At 72.1% G+C, this 15,111-nt stretch carries 16 protein-coding genes and 2 tRNA genes; 7 read left to right on the top strand and 11 right to left on the bottom strand.

The features are described from left to right. Nucleotides 1-47: 47 nt before the first annotated feature. The 5 genes from ACVW2K_RS09685 to ACVW2K_RS09665 form a co-directional block, all read right to left on the bottom strand. Nucleotides 48-251: a hypothetical protein gene (locus ACVW2K_RS09685; RefSeq protein WP_028638919.1), complete on the bottom strand. Its 204-nt coding sequence runs from the start codon at nucleotides 249-251 to the stop codon at nucleotides 48-50. Nucleotides 252-340: 89 nt separating this feature from the next. Continuing rightward, complete coding sequence (locus ACVW2K_RS09680) at nucleotides 341-991, bottom strand: LuxR C-terminal-related transcriptional regulator (RefSeq protein ID WP_028638920.1); 651 nt, start codon at nucleotides 989-991, stop codon at nucleotides 341-343. A gap of 110 nt (nucleotides 992-1,101) precedes the next feature. Then, complete coding sequence (locus tag ACVW2K_RS09675) at nucleotides 1,102-2,145, bottom strand: adenosine deaminase (RefSeq protein WP_231496296.1); 1,044 nt, start codon at nucleotides 2,143-2,145, stop codon at nucleotides 1,102-1,104. A gap of 22 nt (nucleotides 2,146-2,167) precedes the next feature. Continuing rightward, on the bottom strand, nucleotides 2,168-2,911 hold the full coding sequence (locus ACVW2K_RS09670; RefSeq protein WP_028638922.1) for a DsbA family protein: 744 nt from the start codon (nucleotides 2,909-2,911) through the stop codon (nucleotides 2,168-2,170). After that, nucleotides 2,911-3,384 (bottom strand): DoxX family protein, encoded by a 474-nt coding sequence (locus tag ACVW2K_RS09665; RefSeq protein WP_028638923.1) that lies wholly within the window; start codon nucleotides 3,382-3,384, stop codon nucleotides 2,911-2,913. Before ACVW2K_RS09665 ends, ACVW2K_RS09670 begins: the two co-directional genes overlap by 1 nt. A 76-nt stretch (nucleotides 3,385-3,460) precedes the next feature. Here ACVW2K_RS09665 and orn point away from each other — a divergent pair, with 76 nt between their 5' ends. Together orn and ACVW2K_RS09655 are read left to right on the top strand one after the other, a co-directional pair. After that, complete coding sequence (orn, locus tag ACVW2K_RS09660) at nucleotides 3,461-4,099, top strand: oligoribonuclease (protein WP_028638924.1); 639 nt, start codon at nucleotides 3,461-3,463, stop codon at nucleotides 4,097-4,099. Nucleotides 4,100-4,146: 47 nt separating this feature from the next. Then, nucleotides 4,147-4,222: transfer RNA gene (locus ACVW2K_RS09655), tRNA-His, on the top strand. Nucleotides 4,223-4,465: 243 nt separating this feature from the next. Here the strand turns inward: ACVW2K_RS09655 and ACVW2K_RS09650 are convergent. Next, nucleotides 4,466-4,903, bottom strand: a complete 438-nt coding sequence (locus tag ACVW2K_RS09650; RefSeq protein ID WP_028638926.1) for a hypothetical protein — start codon at nucleotides 4,901-4,903, stop codon at nucleotides 4,466-4,468. A gap of 67 nt (nucleotides 4,904-4,970) precedes the next feature. Here ACVW2K_RS09650 and ACVW2K_RS09645 point away from each other — a divergent pair, with 67 nt between their 5' ends. Continuing rightward, nucleotides 4,971-5,858 (top strand): bifunctional helix-turn-helix transcriptional regulator/GNAT family N-acetyltransferase, encoded by an 888-nt coding sequence (locus tag ACVW2K_RS09645; protein ID WP_028638927.1) that lies wholly within the window; start codon nucleotides 4,971-4,973, stop codon nucleotides 5,856-5,858. Here ACVW2K_RS09645 and ACVW2K_RS09640 read toward each other — a convergent pair. Both ACVW2K_RS09640 and ACVW2K_RS09635 read right to left on the bottom strand, forming a co-directional pair. After that, entirely contained in the window at nucleotides 5,795-7,648 is a 1,854-nt protein-coding gene (locus tag ACVW2K_RS09640; protein ID WP_036571704.1) for a penicillin acylase family protein, read from the bottom strand. The genes ACVW2K_RS09645 and ACVW2K_RS09640 overlap by 64 nt on opposite strands. Beyond that, nucleotides 7,648-9,648 carry an ATP-binding protein gene (locus ACVW2K_RS09635; RefSeq protein WP_197025425.1) on the bottom strand — a complete coding sequence of 667 codons (2,001 nt, stop codon included), beginning with the start codon at nucleotides 9,646-9,648 and terminating at the stop codon, nucleotides 7,648-7,650. Before ACVW2K_RS09635 ends, ACVW2K_RS09640 begins: the two co-directional genes overlap by 1 nt. Nucleotides 9,649-9,745: 97 nt before the next feature. On the opposite strand from ACVW2K_RS09635, the gene ACVW2K_RS09630 reads away from it, so the two are divergent. Together ACVW2K_RS09630 and ACVW2K_RS09625 are read left to right on the top strand one after the other, a co-directional pair. Further along, nucleotides 9,746-10,609 carry an FAD-dependent oxidoreductase gene (locus tag ACVW2K_RS09630; protein ID WP_457202357.1) on the top strand — a complete coding sequence of 288 codons (864 nt, stop codon included), beginning with the start codon at nucleotides 9,746-9,748 and terminating at the stop codon, nucleotides 10,607-10,609. 187 nt (nucleotides 10,610-10,796) lie between these two features. Next, nucleotides 10,797-10,869: transfer RNA gene (locus ACVW2K_RS09625), tRNA-Lys, on the top strand. A 41-nt stretch (nucleotides 10,870-10,910) separates the two neighbouring features. On the opposite strand, the gene ACVW2K_RS09620 is transcribed toward ACVW2K_RS09625, so the two are convergent. The 3 genes from ACVW2K_RS09620 to ACVW2K_RS09610 are packed head-to-tail and all read right to left on the bottom strand — an operon-like array spanning nucleotide 10,911 to nucleotide 13,254. Continuing rightward, nucleotides 10,911-11,627, bottom strand: coding sequence for a hypothetical protein (locus ACVW2K_RS09620; protein WP_457202356.1), 717 nt, complete (start codon nucleotides 11,625-11,627; stop codon nucleotides 10,911-10,913). Further along, entirely contained in the window at nucleotides 11,624-12,853 is a 1,230-nt protein-coding gene (locus tag ACVW2K_RS09615) for an NRAMP family divalent metal transporter (protein WP_457202355.1), read from the bottom strand. Before ACVW2K_RS09615 ends, ACVW2K_RS09620 begins: the two co-directional genes overlap by 4 nt. Further along, complete coding sequence (locus ACVW2K_RS09610) at nucleotides 12,850-13,254, bottom strand: hypothetical protein (protein WP_457202354.1); 405 nt, start codon at nucleotides 13,252-13,254, stop codon at nucleotides 12,850-12,852. The genes ACVW2K_RS09615 and ACVW2K_RS09610 overlap by 4 nt, the downstream gene beginning before the upstream one ends. Before the next feature lie 200 nt (nucleotides 13,255-13,454). Between ACVW2K_RS09610 and ACVW2K_RS09605 the strand changes: the two genes are divergently transcribed. After that, complete coding sequence (locus ACVW2K_RS09605; RefSeq protein ID WP_028638932.1) at nucleotides 13,455-14,030, top strand: helix-turn-helix transcriptional regulator; 576 nt, start codon at nucleotides 13,455-13,457, stop codon at nucleotides 14,028-14,030. Between the two features lie 37 nt (nucleotides 14,031-14,067). Beyond that, on the top strand, nucleotides 14,068-15,111 hold the full coding sequence (locus ACVW2K_RS09600) for a YihY/virulence factor BrkB family protein (RefSeq protein WP_457202353.1): 1,044 nt from the start codon (nucleotides 14,068-14,070) through the stop codon (nucleotides 15,109-15,111).

Below are 15,111 nucleotides of genomic sequence, written 5' to 3'. Positions count from 1 at the left end.
CGCCCCGACAGCCGGGGGATGACGTCCCGCACCGGGACCGGGAGCGACTACGCCTGGTCCTCGGTCGGCAGCGTGGTGTCCGGGTCGTCGAACGGCTCGCGCTCGGCGGGGTCGAAGTCCGGCTGCTCGGGACGGTTGAGGTGGTCCTCGGGCTCCATGTCGACGTCCTGCTTGTCGGGCTGCTCCGCGACCTCGTCGGCGAGCTCCTCGCGCGGCTGCTTCGTGTGCTCCCTGGTGTGGTCTCCGTCCATGCCCGTCGGGTACCCGGGCCCACCGGGCTCATGCACGGACCACGGTCGCCGCGTCGTTACGACGGCGGGATCCCGCAGGCGTCCGGTCCCTAGCCGGCGGACGAGTCGATGCTCCGGACCCGGTCCGGCTCGAAGCCGTGCTGCATGCCCCAGGCGACCGCCTGCGAGCGGCGGGCGACCCGGATCTTGCGGTACGCCGTGCGGATGTAGGTCTTGACCGAGTTGATCGAGAGGTAGGTGCGCTCGGCGATCTCCTGGTTGCTCAGTCCCTGGGTGATCAGGGCCAGCACCTCGGACTCGCGCGCGGTCAGGCCGCGGTCGCGGCCGGGCCACTCGCCGGCGATCCGGTCCCCCGGCTCGGCGGTCCCTCGCGGCGTGACGGTCTCGCCGGTGTGGACCGCCTCGAGCCCGGCCACGATCTCGTCCGCGGACATCCCCTTCGAGAGGTAGCCGGACGCGCCGCGGTCGAGGGCGGTGCGCACCAGGCCGGCCTGGATGTTCCAGCTGAAGATCACGACTCTGGCGTCGCTGCCGTGGACCAGGTCCTCGAGGTCCACGCCGTCTCCCTGGATCTGCCCGAACGTGTCGTACAGGATCACGTCCACGTCGCTCACGACGCGCACGCCGGCGTCGAGCTCGACGACGTTCACCCGGTCCTGGTGCGGGGCGAGCATCGCGGCGACTCCGGCGACCACGATCTCGTAGTCGTTGACGATCGCCACCCGGATGGGTGCAGACATGCCGACACCCTATGTGTGATGGGGCCGACACGCGCGCCAATGCGGCGTTTGGAACGGCGATCGGGATAGAAAGGTGTCAGGCCCCGCTTGGTATGAGCTCGCGGGGCCCATTACTTTCCGGCCGGGTCGGTGCCACGGGCGTACTCGTCGATCTCCCCGAGGATCCGCGCCTTCACGTCCTCCTCCGCGAACGAGGCCCGCACCGCGCTCCGCGCCAGGTCCGCGACACCGGCCTCGTCGAGGCCGAGCAGGTCCGCGGCGATCCCGTACTCCCGGTTCAGCGTGGTGTTGAACATCGGGGGGTCGTCGGAGTTCACCGTGACCGTCACACCAGCGTCGCGGAAGGCCCGGATCGGGTGCTCCTCGAGCGTGGGTACGGCGCGGGTGGCGATGTTCGAGGACGGGCACACCTCCAGCGGCACGCCGGTCTGGGCCAGGTGGGCGAGCAGCGCCGGGTCCTGGGCGGACGACGTGCCGTGGCCGATCCGCTCGGCACGGAGCAGCCGCAGCGAGTCCCAGATCGTGTCCGGGCCCGTCGTCTCCCCGGCGTGCGGGACGCTGTGCAGCCCGGCGGCCCGCGCGGCGTCGAAGTGCGGCTGGAACTGCGACCGGGGCACCCCGATCTCGGGACCGCCGAGCCCGAAGCCGACGAGGGCGTCGGTGCGATGGTTCAGTGCGTAGTCGAGCGTGGCGTCCGCGGCCGGCACCCCGGACTCGCCCGGGATGTCGTAGATCCACCGCAGCACCAGCCCGAAGTCGCGCTCCACCGCGACCCGGGCGTCCTCGATCGCCTCGGTGTACGCCTCGATCGGCATCCCGAGGTCGTCACGGTCCGGACGCACCGACGTGTACGGCGTGCAGGTCAGCTCGGCGTACCGCAAGCCCTGCCCGGTCGCCATCTCCCGCCCGATCTCGTGGGTCAGGTAGCGCACGTCCTCCGGCGTCCGGATCAGGCCGACGACCGCGAGGTAGACGTCCACGAAGTGTGCGAAGTCGCGGAACTCGAAGAACCGGCGCAGCTCCTCGGTGTCGCTCGGGACCGTGCCGGGGTGGCGCTCGGCCAGCTCGGACACGATCCGTGGCGACGCGGACCCGACGTGGTGGACGTGCAGCTCGGCCTTCGGGAGGCGCGCGATGAACTCGGACAGGCTCACGACGCGTGAGTCTGGCAGAGCGTCAGCTGAGCTCGGCGATCAGGTTGTCGCCGATCTCCGCAGGCGTGCGGCCATCCTGGTAGACCTTGCCGTCGAGCAGGATGGTCGGGGTGCTGCGGACGCCGGCGTCCAGCGCGGCCTGCGTGGCATCCGTGACCCACGCGCCCTTGCCGTCGACGTTCTTGATGGCGTCCTTGACGTCCGCCTCCGACGCGCCCGCCTGCACCGCGAGCTTGAGGATGTCCTCGTTCGACGGGAACGGACCCTTCTCCTCGGGCTGGTTCGCGTAGAGCAGGTCGTGGAACTTCTTCGCGACGTCCGGGCCGGACTTGTCGAGCACGATCGAGAACGCCTCGGCTGATCGGGCCGAGTAGTCCCCGAGCGAGCTCAGCAGGTTGAAGGGGCGGTACTCGACCCGGACCTTGCCGTCGTCGGCCAGCGTGGCCAACTTCTCGTGCGTCTCCGCCTCGAGCTCGCCGCAGAACGGGCAGAGGAAGTCCTCGTAGATGACGACGTCGTGCGGCGCGTCCTTCGGCCCGATCGTCACGCCGTACTTGCTGCCGGCCGCGGGGGCGTCGACCTTCGCCGTCGTGTCCAGCGCACGGGACAGGAACCAGCCGCCGACGACGATCACCAGCAGCGCGGCGACCACGCCGCCGATCATCAGGTAGCGCCGGCGCGCCTCCTGCCGCTCCTGCTCCTTGCGCAGCGCGGCGGCCTTCGCGATCCTCTCGGCGCGGGCGGCATCACGGTTTCTCTTCGACATCAGGATCCTTCGATCGCGGGCGTACGCCGGAACAGCAGCGAGTCCAGCGACAGTCTCGTGGATGGCAGCCAGACCAGGAACACGGAGGCGAGGAGGAGTACGGCGTCGCGCGCGATCTCCCACGGATAGCGCGACGCGGCATCGGGGTCGTAGCCGCCGCCGCCGAAGCAGCCGCAGTCGATGGTCATCCCGCGAGCCCAGACCGTCGCGATGCCCACGATGAACGCCACGAACAGGATGCTCGAGAGCACCGCGGCGCCGCGGGTCAGCAGCCCGAGCACGAGCATCGCGCCGACGACCACCTCGATGACGGGCAGCAGCTGGCCGACCGGCTGTGCGAGGTCGCCCGGGAGCAGCTGGTAGGCCCGGACCGCGGCGACGCTCTGAGCCGGGTCGAGCAGCTTCGAGGCACCGGCGTAGATCCACACGCATCCCACGACGACGCGCGCGACCAGACCGAGCCACTCCTTCACGCCCCCGACCCTAGGGGCGCACCCTGAGCCCGAACTGAGACGAAGGTCCCGTCCACACGGGGCTAAGGTGACGTCCGTGAACGAGAGACTCGTCTGGATCGACTGCGAGATGACGGGCCTCGACCTGGGCGCCGACGCCCTCATCGAGGTCGCGGCCCTCGTGACCGACTTCGACCTCAACGTGCTCGGCCAGGGCGTCGACCTGATCATCAAGCCGCCCGCCGAGGCGCTCGACCAGATGAACGACTTCGTCCGCGAGATGCACGAGAGCTCCGGGCTGCTCCGCGAGCTCGACTTCGGCATCACCCTCCAGGAGGCGGAGGAGCGGGTCCTGGCCTACGTCAAGGAGCACTGCCCGGACGGCAGCCGCCCGCCGCTGGCCGGCAACACCGTGGCGACCGACCGCGCGTTCCTCGCCCGCGACATGCCGGCCCTGGAGACCTTCCTCCACTACCGGATCGTGGACGTCTCCTCCATCAAGGAGCTGGCGCGCCGCTGGTTCCCCCGCGCGTACTTCCAGGCGCCACCCAAGCGCGGCAACCACCGGGCCCTCGCCGACATCCAGGAGAGCATCGAGGAGCTGCGCTACTACCGCGAGGCGGTGTTCGTGCCCTCCCCCGGTCCCGAGAGCGACGCCGCCCGGGCGATCGCCCTGCGGCACGGCGGTGCGCTCACGGGGCTCACGGGCGAGTCCGATTCCGCGGATCAGGACTGATTCGCCTACACTCTCTGTCGGTCCTCGGCCTCGGCCGGGTCCACCTGGTGGGTATAGCTCAGCTGGTAGAGCGCTGCGTTGTGGTCGCAGATGTCGCGGGTTCAAGTCCCGTTACTCACCCCAGTCACGAAGGGCCGCCGTCCGGCGAGGGACGGCGGCCCTTTCGCATGCCGTACGCCGACCGCGCCGGCGACCGATTGCGGCCGGGCCCGGCGGGGTACTCCGACGGCATGTCGACAGGCCTTGCGGAGCACGAGCACGTCTGGCACCTCCAGGCGGTGCACCTCGAGGAGGGGCTCAGCACCCAGGAGTTCGCCTGCGAGGCCTGCGGCGCGGTCGACTTCCGCTGACCGCCGCGTCGCGGGTTCAGTCGCCGAAGAGCTCGCAGTGCCGGGCTAGCCGGTTCACGGCCTTGTCGAACTCCGCCATCGACGGCGCACCTCCGGACAGCTTCGACTCGACGCCCTCCCGGGTGGTGGCGATGTCCACCGCGAGCGGCTCGAGGGCATGGCCCTCCGCGTCGGCCAGCCCGGCGACCAGGTCGTCCGCCCGGCCGGAGTCCTGGGCGGACGGCGAGCCGTGCACGAAGTCGATCGCCCGCGGCATCAGCTGCTGCGGCGGGTGGTAGAGCTCGGCGCAGCTGCGCTGGACGCCGACGGGCTTCTCCGACGGGGACGGGGAGGTCGCCGACGACGTGGGCGCGCCCCCTGTCGGGTCGCCGGCGGTCGCGTCACCGGTGTCGTCGCCGCACCCGACGAGCAGGGTGGCGACGGCGAGCAGCGGTACGGCGATCGCGAGGCGCATGTCCCCACTGTCCCCTGTCCGGGGCCGATCGGTCGACACCGGCCAGATCTCTGACTATGGTCAGAGAATGTCCGAGAGCCCTGACACGGCGACGCCGCGCCGCTTCAACCGGACGTACACGCAGCGGATCGGTGCGCTCGACGACTCGTTCCTCGGCACCGGCCGGCCGCTCAACGTCTCGCGGCTGCTCTTCGAGATCGGGCCCGACGGCGCCACGGTGCGCGAGCTGCGGGACCGGCTCGACCTGGACTCCGGGTACCTCACCCGGCTGCTGCGCCGGCTCACCGACGACGGCCTGGTCGAGGTCCGTCCCGACCCCGCTGACGGTCGCCGCCGGGTGGCGACGCTGACCCGGGCGGGACGGACCTCCTGGCGGGAGCTGGACGAGCGCTCCGAGGAGCTGGCCCGGCGACTGGTCGAGCCGTTGACCGGACGCCAGCGCTCCCGGCTCACCGAGGCCCTCGCCACCGCCGACCTGCTGGTGCGCGCCGCGACCATCCACCTGCGCCAAGTCGGTCCGGACGACGCGATCGCCCGCGAGGCGGCGGGCCTCTACTTCGCCGAGCTGGCCCGACGGTTCCCGGGCGGCTTCGACCCCGGGGAGCCCGACCACGGAGGCACGTTCCTGCTGGCGACGAGCGCGGGACGTCCGGTCGCGTACGGCGGGGTCCGCCCCCTGTCGGCGGGCACCGGCGAGATCAAGCGGATGTGGGTCGACGACGCGTGGCGCGGGGCCGGACTCGGCTCGCGGATGCTGCGCGAGCTCGAGGCACTCGCCGTACGCCTCGGTCACACCCGCATCGTGCTCGACACGAACGGCACGCTGGTCGAGGCGATCGCGATGTACGAGCGCGCCGGCTACACGCGGATCGAGCGGTACAACGACAACCCCTACGCCGAGGCGTGGTTCGAGAAGACCGTCAGCAGCTCGCCGGCGGCCCAGACCGGCAGCTGATCGACGCGGTGCGGGCCGTGGTCGGCCGCGCCGAGCGGCACCACCCAGCCGCCACCGCCGGCCAGGTCCCACACGTAGCGCGCGACCGAGCCCCGGGCGCAGGCGTCGGTGACGCCGGGCTGCGACGAGGTGCACCGGACGCACTCGATGTCGCCCGACAGCGGCAACGGCGGCACCGGCTCACCCACCGGCGCGACGACGTGCGTCTCGCCCCACGTCGCCGGGTGTCCCGCCGCGTCGTCGAGCGCGGCGGTCGCGAGTGCGGCCAGGTCGATGCCGAACGGCGTCCGCGCCTCCACCAGCGCCTCGAGCGCGAGCGCGACGTGCGCGGTCACCGTCAGCCACGGCGTCAGCTCGGGGTCGTCGACGAGCGGCTCGGCGAGGGGCGCGAGCACCGGCTCGGCCGCGATCCGCCGGGTCAAGGCCGAGCGCCAGGCCGCGAACGCGGCGGCGCCGGACGAGTCGGCGTCCATGTGGCCGTCCCACGCCAGGATCTCGTCGCGGACCGCGCCCGCCGGAAGTTCGCGCAGGAGCGCCTGGAACAGCGGCACGGAGAGCAGCAGGGTGTCGCGGTGGATGGCGGCGAAGTCATCGGTGGTCAGACCGGTGCGCCCGTCGAGCAGCGCGTGGATCCGGTCGCGACGGTGAGGTGACGCGAAGTCGGTGCCGATCGCGGCGCTCTCCGGCCCGCGGCGGTCGTTGGCGGTGACGACCTGCCCGTCGGGCGGGACGCTGGTCACCGGCAGCGCCACCCAGCCGTCCCATGCCGCGGCCGGGTCCGCGGCGTCGACGACGCCGACCCGGTTCGCCTCCGGGCGCACGGGCACCCGGCCGGCGACGCGGAACAGCACGTCTCCCCCACGGTCCGCGGCGACCACGTTGTTGACCGGCTCGACCCAGCCGTCGAGCGCAGCCATCACATCGGCGGCGCTGCGCGAGCGCAGCAGCGGCAGGAACGTGTCGAAGCCGAGGTCCTCGAGGTCTCCGCTCGGCGTGCGCAGGCTCAGCCCGCGCCCCTCGGCCGGGCCGGCGAACACCGGCCCGCGCCGGGTGCGGAGCCAGCCCTCGCCCTCCTCGACCGGCTCCCAGCCGCCCGACCCGAGGGCCTCCGTGCCCCGGCCGGTGCGCCGGAGCCGCTCGGCGTACACGTCCTCGTAGTTGCCCATGCCGTTGGTGATCGCCCACGCGACGTCTCCCGCGTGCGCGAAGTGCTGCACGCCCGGGACACCCGCGAAGGCGAGGCCGGCGACGTCGAACTCGTCGCAGGTGAGCCGCACCTGGAGGTAGATGCTCGGGGACTCCAGCGCGCGGTGCGGGTCGCCGCCGATCAGCGGGAGACCGGTCGCGGTGCGCGCCCCACCGACGGCCCAGGCGTTGCTGCCGCTGGACAGGGGCCCTTCCCGGGAGAGCAGCCGGGCGTCCTCGCCGAGCACGGCGCGGGCCCGGGCGCTCCAGAGCTTGCCGGCCAGGTTCCCGAACAGCAGGTGGTGGACCCGGAACACCGCCAGCGGGGTCCAGGGGTCCCACGGCTCGTCGAGGACGGCGTTCACGCCCTCGACGTACGCTCCGACGAACGCCGCCGTCTCCGGCCGGAGCCGGGCGTGCACCCGGCGGGCGAGGTCGACGGTTCCGGTACGGCGCGCCAGCGGCTCCTCGGTCGCCTGGCGCAGCCGCGCGAGCTGGGTGGGGCGGTCCCGGGCCGTGGCCTCGCCCTGCCCGCGGGCGAGGTCGAGCACGTCGCCGGCGCGGACCTGCGGGATGCCGTACGCGTCCCGGACGACCGTGGCCATCAGGCGACGGTCAGGAGCGGCAGCCGCACCCGGAACGTCGTGCCCTGCCCGGGCTCGGACTCGACCGACATCGTGCCGCCGTGCTGGTCCACGATGGCGCGCGCGATCGAGAGGCCGAGGCCGCTGCCCGGGATCGCCTGCTGCTGCGCGAGCGAGGAGCGGAAGAAGCGCGTGAACAGCCGCTCCTGCTCCTCCGGCGGGATGCCGATGCCGGTGTCGGCGACCTCGACGACGGCGCTGTCCGGCCCGGCCAGCAGCGACACGTCCACACGGCCGCCTGCGGGGGTGAACTTCACGGCGTTGCCGACCAGGTTGATGACCACGCGCTCCAGCATGTCGCGGTCGCCGAGGAAGGGGACCGGCTCGTCGGGGAGATCGACGTTCAGCTCCAGCTCGCGACGTTCGAGGGTCGGCGCCACCACGGCGGCGCCCGCGGCGACGATCTTGCGGAGGTCGACGACCCGGTCGGCGAGGCTGAGGCCGTCCTCCTGCACCCGCGAGAGCGTCAGCAGGTCGTCGATCAGCGACAGCAGGCGGGTGGAGTTCGCGGACAGCCGGCGCACCGCGTCGAGCTGCTCGGGAGCGAGCTCGCCGTACTGTCCCTCCTCGAGCATCTCGGTGTAGCCGAGGATGCTGGTGATCGGCGTGCGCAGCTCGTGGCTGACGCTGGAGACGAACGCGTCCTTGACCTGGTCGACCTCGCGGAGCCGTTCGACCGCCTCGACCAGCCGGCGCTCGGCCTCGATCCGGTCGGTGATGTCCTCGGAGGTGCTCACGTAGCCGTTGACGACGCCGCGATCGTCCTCGATGCGGTTCAGGGACATCGAGTGGACCCGCTCGACGCCGTCCTTGCGGACGAACCTCATGTCGTTCGCGCCGGTGCCGAGCAGCGCCCGGGCGACCGCGGTGAAGTCGTTCTCGACCCCCAGCTCGGCAGCCTTCTCGGCGATCGCCTCGGGGGTGTGCAGCCTGCGGGTGGTGTCGCCGAGCATCTCGGCAGCGGTGTAGCCGAGCAGCCGCTCCGCGCCCGGGTTGAACAGCGTGACGGCACCCTGGTCATCGGTGCCGATGATGGCGACGCCGGCCGCGCCGTTCACGATGTTCTGGACCTTGTCGCGCTCGGCGGCAGCCTGGCGCGCGTTCTCGATCTGCTCGCCCACGGCCAGGACCAGCGGCAGCACGACGAGCGCGCAGACCGCGCCGAACGTGCCGAGCAGGATGCCCTGGCCGTCGACGGAGAGGCCGAACCGCGGACCCGCGTTCGCGAACGGGCCGCGCCCCCACGTGGTGAGCGGCACGGCGAAGGTCAGCACCGCGATCAGCTGGGCCATGGACTCGTAGGGGCTGCTGCGCAGCGCCCCCCAGACCAGCAGCGGCAGGACCAGGAAGACGATCGACGGGAAGTCCTCGGGCATGAAGACGATTGGCGCGATCGCGAGCAGCAGCACCCATTGGGCGGTGCGTTCGGTGGGCCCGGCGAGCGGGGCGTGGTTGCGCAGCCGGCAGAAGAACGGCACCACGGTGAGCTGCGCGAGCAGGCTCGAGGCGGCGACCGTCAGCCCGAGGACGTCGGGCTCGCCGAAGCCCGTGAGGGCGCTGGTCAACGCCCCTGCGGCGCCCATCGCGAGGCCGCCGCACCCGACCGCGGCCAGGAACCGGGCCAGGTCGACGGTCGTGCGCAGGGGCGGTCGCTTGCGGCGTCCGTCGGCGAGGATCCACCAGGTCACCCAGGCCTCGGCGGCCAGTCCGATGCCCAGGCCGATCGCGACCTCGAGGTCGCGGCCGCCGATCCAGATGCTCCCGACGCCGATCAGCCCGACCAGGCCGACGAGGGCCCAGGTGCGCGGCCGCGGGGAGATCATGAAGCACGCCGTCGCGCCGCCGATCGGCCAGATGCCGATGCCGTGACCGCCGTCCGGGGCGGAGTGCGTGGCGAGCGCGCCGAAGACCGCGACGAGCGCGAGCAGGCCGGCAACCCAGCCCAGCCGTGAGCCCCTCACGACGCACTCCTCCCGCTCCGCCATCCCCCGGGGTACATCTTGGCCGCGCGACACGCCGTTGGGCATCCGACCTGCCGGTGGGGACTACGTTGGCTCGGTGACTTCCGCGACGCACAGCTACGACGTGGTGGTCGTCGGCGGAGGTCACAACGGCCTGACCGCCGCCGCCTACCTTGCCCGCGCCGGCCGGTCGGTCCTGGTCCTGGAGCGGCTCCACCGCACCGGCGGCGCGGCCCGCTGGTCACCCGCCGCGGCCTTCCCCGAGGAGCTCGTCGCCGACCTCGCGCTCGAGCTCCGCCTGGGACCGACGCCGCCGCCCACCGACGACCTGGCGCGCGTCGTCCTACCGACCCTGCTGCGCCCGCTCCCGCTCGAGCGCGAGGTCCGCGCGCAGGTCGGCTCCTGGGACGAGCTGGTCACCACGCCCCTCGACCTGCACCACCGGCTGCGCGCCAGCACCCCGGTCGTGGTCGGCGGCGGGACCGCGGTGGCCGACGCCCTCGACCGCGCCATCCGGGCGGCCGGTGTCGAGATGGTGACGTCGGCCGGTGTCAGCGGGATCCGGGCCGGGACCGACGGCGCCGAGGTGAGCTGGCACGACGGCGCGGCGCTCCACACGGCCGCCGCCCGCCACGTGCTCGCGAACGTCGCGCCCTGGGTGCTCGCCATCCTGCTCGGCGAGCAGGAGGACCCTGACGCCAAGCCCCGCTGGGACGGTGCCGCCGAGGTCCCGCCCGAGGACGTCGAGCGCGAGTTCGCGATGCCGGGTGGGCACTGGTACCACGGCGACCTGGAGTGGCCGTGGGCGCCGAACCGGGCCCGCCTGGACACTCCTGCTCAGCAGTGGGGCGTGCAGACCGACCTCGCCCCGGTGCTCGTCTGCGGGTCCGGGTCGCGGCGCGGCGGCGGCGTGACCGGCCTCGGCGGGCACAGCGCCGCGCACGCCGTCCTCGCGTCCTGAGGCGGCCCGGTCTCCGCTGCCGCAGGTTCACCATGGTCTCCGGGGAACCCCCAATCCCCGTGGCCTGCCCGCGGTGGGAGGTGCGGCACCACCCACATCCCCTGGTGAAACCGTGACAGCAGCAGCGCGCGGCCTCGATTTTTCGCTGCGCACCCCCGCTGGTAGAGTTCACGTCGCTTCACCACGCGCGCCATTAGCTCAATTGGCAGAGCAGCTGACTCTTAATCAGCGGGTTCGGGGTTCGAGTCCCTGATGGCGTACAAGGCAAGGCCCCGGCCCAGCGGTCGGGGCCTTCGTCGTGTCATCCGAACGCGTGGTCGGGTCGCTCGGTCGGACGACTCCGCAGCCGAACGGTGGCCGTGGGCCAGTCGATCTCGGCGTCCTCCGCCGCGACGATCACCGTGTGCCGGTGCATCCACCGGACGACGGCGCGCACCAGCAGCGGTCCCTGATCGGATCGACGGTCGTACCCCAGCAGCGAGCCCGGCCGGCCGTGCCCCACGATGAGCGAGCAGAGCACCAGGCGCCCCCCGTCGGGCTCGAACCGGGCATCCAGCACCCGCCCGATCTGTTCGCCGGCCGGGTCCAGCACGCCCATCCCGGTGAGCCGCCCGAGACGAAGTGCGTCGCGGTCACGGCGCAGGACGCCGTCCCGTTGCACCGACAGGTGGAGCGCACTGTCGAGCCGCTCGACGTCGTCGATGTCGATGCGCCACGGGCGCGTGCGGTGCGGCTCCGACACCCGGTTCTGGCCCCACCGCTCGACCAGGATCTTGCCGAGCTTGCCCCCGAACCGGTCGAGCAGCGCGGCCGGTCCGGTCAGGATGCCCGTGATGGCGAGCCGGTCAGCGTTCTCGTCGCCGTCGTCGAGCACGTACGTCGGGGTGAGCTCGACGTCGTCCACCTTGCCGAACAACCTGCCCTGGGAGTCGATCAGCTGGCGGTCGAGCAGGTGCAGGACCCCGTCGATCGGTCCGGTCAACCGGTTCTCGAGCCCACGATCCGCGCTCGCGCTCACTGGCCCATCCTCGTCCAGATCATCAACGGGATGGCCGCGACGGCCGCGACGGCGATCACGCCCAGGTAGATCACGCCCAGGACGTTGGCGATCCGGCCGTTCACATAGGTCCCCATGTAGTCGGGGTCGTTCGCCACGACCAGGATCGGGAAGTACGTCAACGGCAGGGCGACCGCGGAGAACACCACGGACGCCTCGGTGACCAGGATGGGATCCACGGCGGTCATCAGGAACGCCGTGGCGAGCAACGTGGAGAGCATCAGGACCGCGTGGAACGTCACCGCCTCGCGCGGGCGCACGAACTTGCCCCACTGCGCCCCGAAGTACTGCCCCACGCTGTACGCCACACTCAACCCGGTCTCGCAGGCGGCCCCGAAGGTCGCGGCGACGAAGCCGACGATCGCGACCGCGAGCCCGACCTTGCCGAGCGCCGCCGCAACCGGGAGAGCGACCTGACCCAGGGTGTCGACGCTGATGTCCAACGGCCCCAGCACCAGCCACGCCGACGCGGCGATCGAGAGCGAGAGGGCGCCGCCGAGCGGGAACCCGATCAGCACGTTCGCCCGCATCGTGGTCAGCTCCTTCGCATCCCAGTGCTCCTCGACGCCACCGGAGGAGAAGAAGAACACCTCGTACGGCGTCATCGCGGCGCCGAAGAGCGCGACCGCGTAGTAGGCGTACGTGGACCACTCCTCGTCGCCCGGCTTGTCGGCCGTCACCGCCTGATGGAGCAGCGCGCCCCAGTCCGGACCAAGCTGCCACACGGCGACCGCGAAGACGACCAGGGCCAGTCCGAGAATGCCGAAGACGTTCTCGATCGCCGCGAACTTCGCGCGCCACAGCACCAGCCAGACGAGCAGGCCGACCAGCGGCACGATGAGCAGCTCGTGCACCGAGGACGCGAGCTGGAGGGCGAGCGCGACGCCGCCGATCTCGGCGACGAACGTCAGGAACGTGATGAGCATGGAGGTCAGGAGGTTGAGGAGCCCGAGACGCGGACCGAGGCGCTCACGGACCAGGTCGAACGTGGCGCGCCCGCTGATCGCGGCCACCCGACCGGACATCTCGGCGAACACGCAGATGCCCAGCACGCCCACCACGACCGCCCAGGAGAGCGAGAGCCCGAACCGAGCGCCCACCTGGGCGTTGGTGACGAGGTCACCGATGTCGACGAAGCCGCCGATGGCGGTCAGGATGCCGAGCGCGACGGCGAAGACCTTCGTCACCCGACCCGCTCCTCGGCCCGGGTCAGGTTCGACTGGAGCCCCTCGAGCTGCCGGAGCAGGTCGGGGTAGGCGTCCTCGTCGCGCCGGACGATCGCGATGCGCACCTGCGACAGCAGGTCGGAGGCGTCCGACATCAGGGACGTCACCCGTTTGTACTCGGCGTCGTCGCGGGGCTCCGGCTGCTCGCCCCCGAACGAGTCCATGGTGGCGCCGACTGCCGACTCGCTGTCCTGCGCCACGACCTGCTGGTACTTCCCCGGGACCTTGTGCTGCGCCTCCAGCCGGAGCAGGAGCGCGACGGTCGCCACGTCGCTCGAGACCGACTGCAGGGACTGGTGTGCCTGGTCGGACCAGGACGTGTGGTCCGGTGCCTGCGGAGCGCAGCCGGACGCGAGAGCCACGCTCGCCCACCCGAGTAGGACCGCGACGACTCGCTGCCGCGTAGGTGCCGAATCCACCACGACCGTCTGATACCCGCAGCGGGACCGCCCGCAAACCGTCGATCCCGCGCTCCCGGAAAGGTCGGCTCAGACCAAAATCACCCCTTCGGGGGTAACGCCACGCGCGATGTCCGACGGGCTCCGCCGCCACGATGGTGCCCATGTCCGGCCGACCGACCCGCGTGGGGATCGTGTACGCGCAGGAGGTCCTCGGCAAGGGTCTGGCGGCGATGCTCGCCGAGCATCCCGGACGCTCGGTGATCACCGGCGTCGAGCAGGCCGAGGTGGTGCTGTACGACGTGTTCGGGGTGCATCGCACGAACGGCTCCGACCTCGCCGAGCTGCTCGGCCGCACCCGTTCGGTGGTCGTCGCGGTCAGCCGCGACCTCCGACCCGACCTGCGGGCCCGGGCGCTGGCCGCCGGAGCGCACGCCTGGATCTCGATGAGCGTGGGCTCACGCGAGCTGGTGGAGGCGGTCGAGGCGGCCGCCGGCGGCCGGGAGATCCCGGGGCGCGTGGACACGCTCGGCAGTCACGTCGGGCTGACTCCTCGCGAGGTCGAGGTCCTGGCGCTGATCGCGCAGGGCGCGAGCAACATGGAGATCGCGGAGCGGCTCTTCCTGTCGATCAACTCGGTCAAGACCTACATCCGCTCGGCGTACGCCAAGATCGGCGCCACCTCCCGCAGCCGAGCGGTCGCGTGGTGCCTGCAGCACGGGTTCGCGCCACCCGACTGACCGGCATACCGATCCCGCGTGCCGGGAACCCATGGGCATGGCGACGACACACTCGGACCCGGACGCAGGGGAGGTCCAGTCCCCGACCGACCTCACCGCACCCTCGTGGCGCTACGTGCTGCGCAGGACCTACCGCGAGTTCAGCTCCGACCAGTGCACCGACCTCGGTGCTGCGCTGACCTACTACGCCGTCCTGGCGATCTTCCCCGCCGCCATTGCGCTGACCTCCCTGCTCGGACTGGTCGGGCAGGGCACCAGCAGCGTCCAGACCGTCCTCGGGATCGTCGAGGACCTCGGCGGCGGCTCGGTCGTCGGGAGCGTCCGCGGCCCGCTGCTCGAGGTGAGCCGCTCGCAGTCGGCAGGCCTGGCGTTCGTGCTCGGGCTGGGCGGCGCCCTCTGGTCGGCCAGTGGGTACGTCGGGGCGTTCGGCCGCGCGATGAACAAGGTCTACGAGGTCGACGAGGGCCGGCCCGTGTGGAAGCTGCGCCCGGCCATGCTCCTGCTGACCCTCGTGCTGGTCGTCCTCGCCGCGGCCGTCCTGCTGGCTCTCGTCGTGACCGGCCCCGTCACGACCGCGGTCGGCAAGGCGATCGGCGCCGGGTCCGCGATCCGGCTGGTCTGGGACATCGCGAAGTGGCCGGTGATCTTCCTCGTGATGGTCGTGATCATCGCGCTGCTGTACTACGCGACCCCGAACGTGCGGCAGCCGCGGTTCCGCTGGGTGAGTGTCGGCGCCGTCGCCGCGATCGTCAGCTGGGCGGTGCTGTCGGCGGCCTTCGGGTTCTACGTCGGGAACTTCTCCTCCTACGACCGCACCTACGGCGCGCTCGGCGGCGTGATCGCGTTCCTGCTGTGGCTGTGGCTCACCAACCTCGCGCTCCTGTTCGGCGCCGAGCTGGACGCCGAGCTCGAGCGCGGCCGTGAGCTCCAGTCCGGGATCCCTGCCGAGCGGGAGCTCCAGCTGCCGCCCCGCGACACCCGCAACATCGACAAGTCCCGCGCGAAGGAGGAGGAGGACGAGCGCAGGGGTCGCCGGATCCGGCTCGCCTCCCGAGTCCGTCCCGGGCACCGGAAGGACTGA

The organism is Nocardioides sp. HB32 (assembly GCF_054058995.1).
This window is presented reverse-complemented; position numbering and strand designations above follow the sequence as displayed.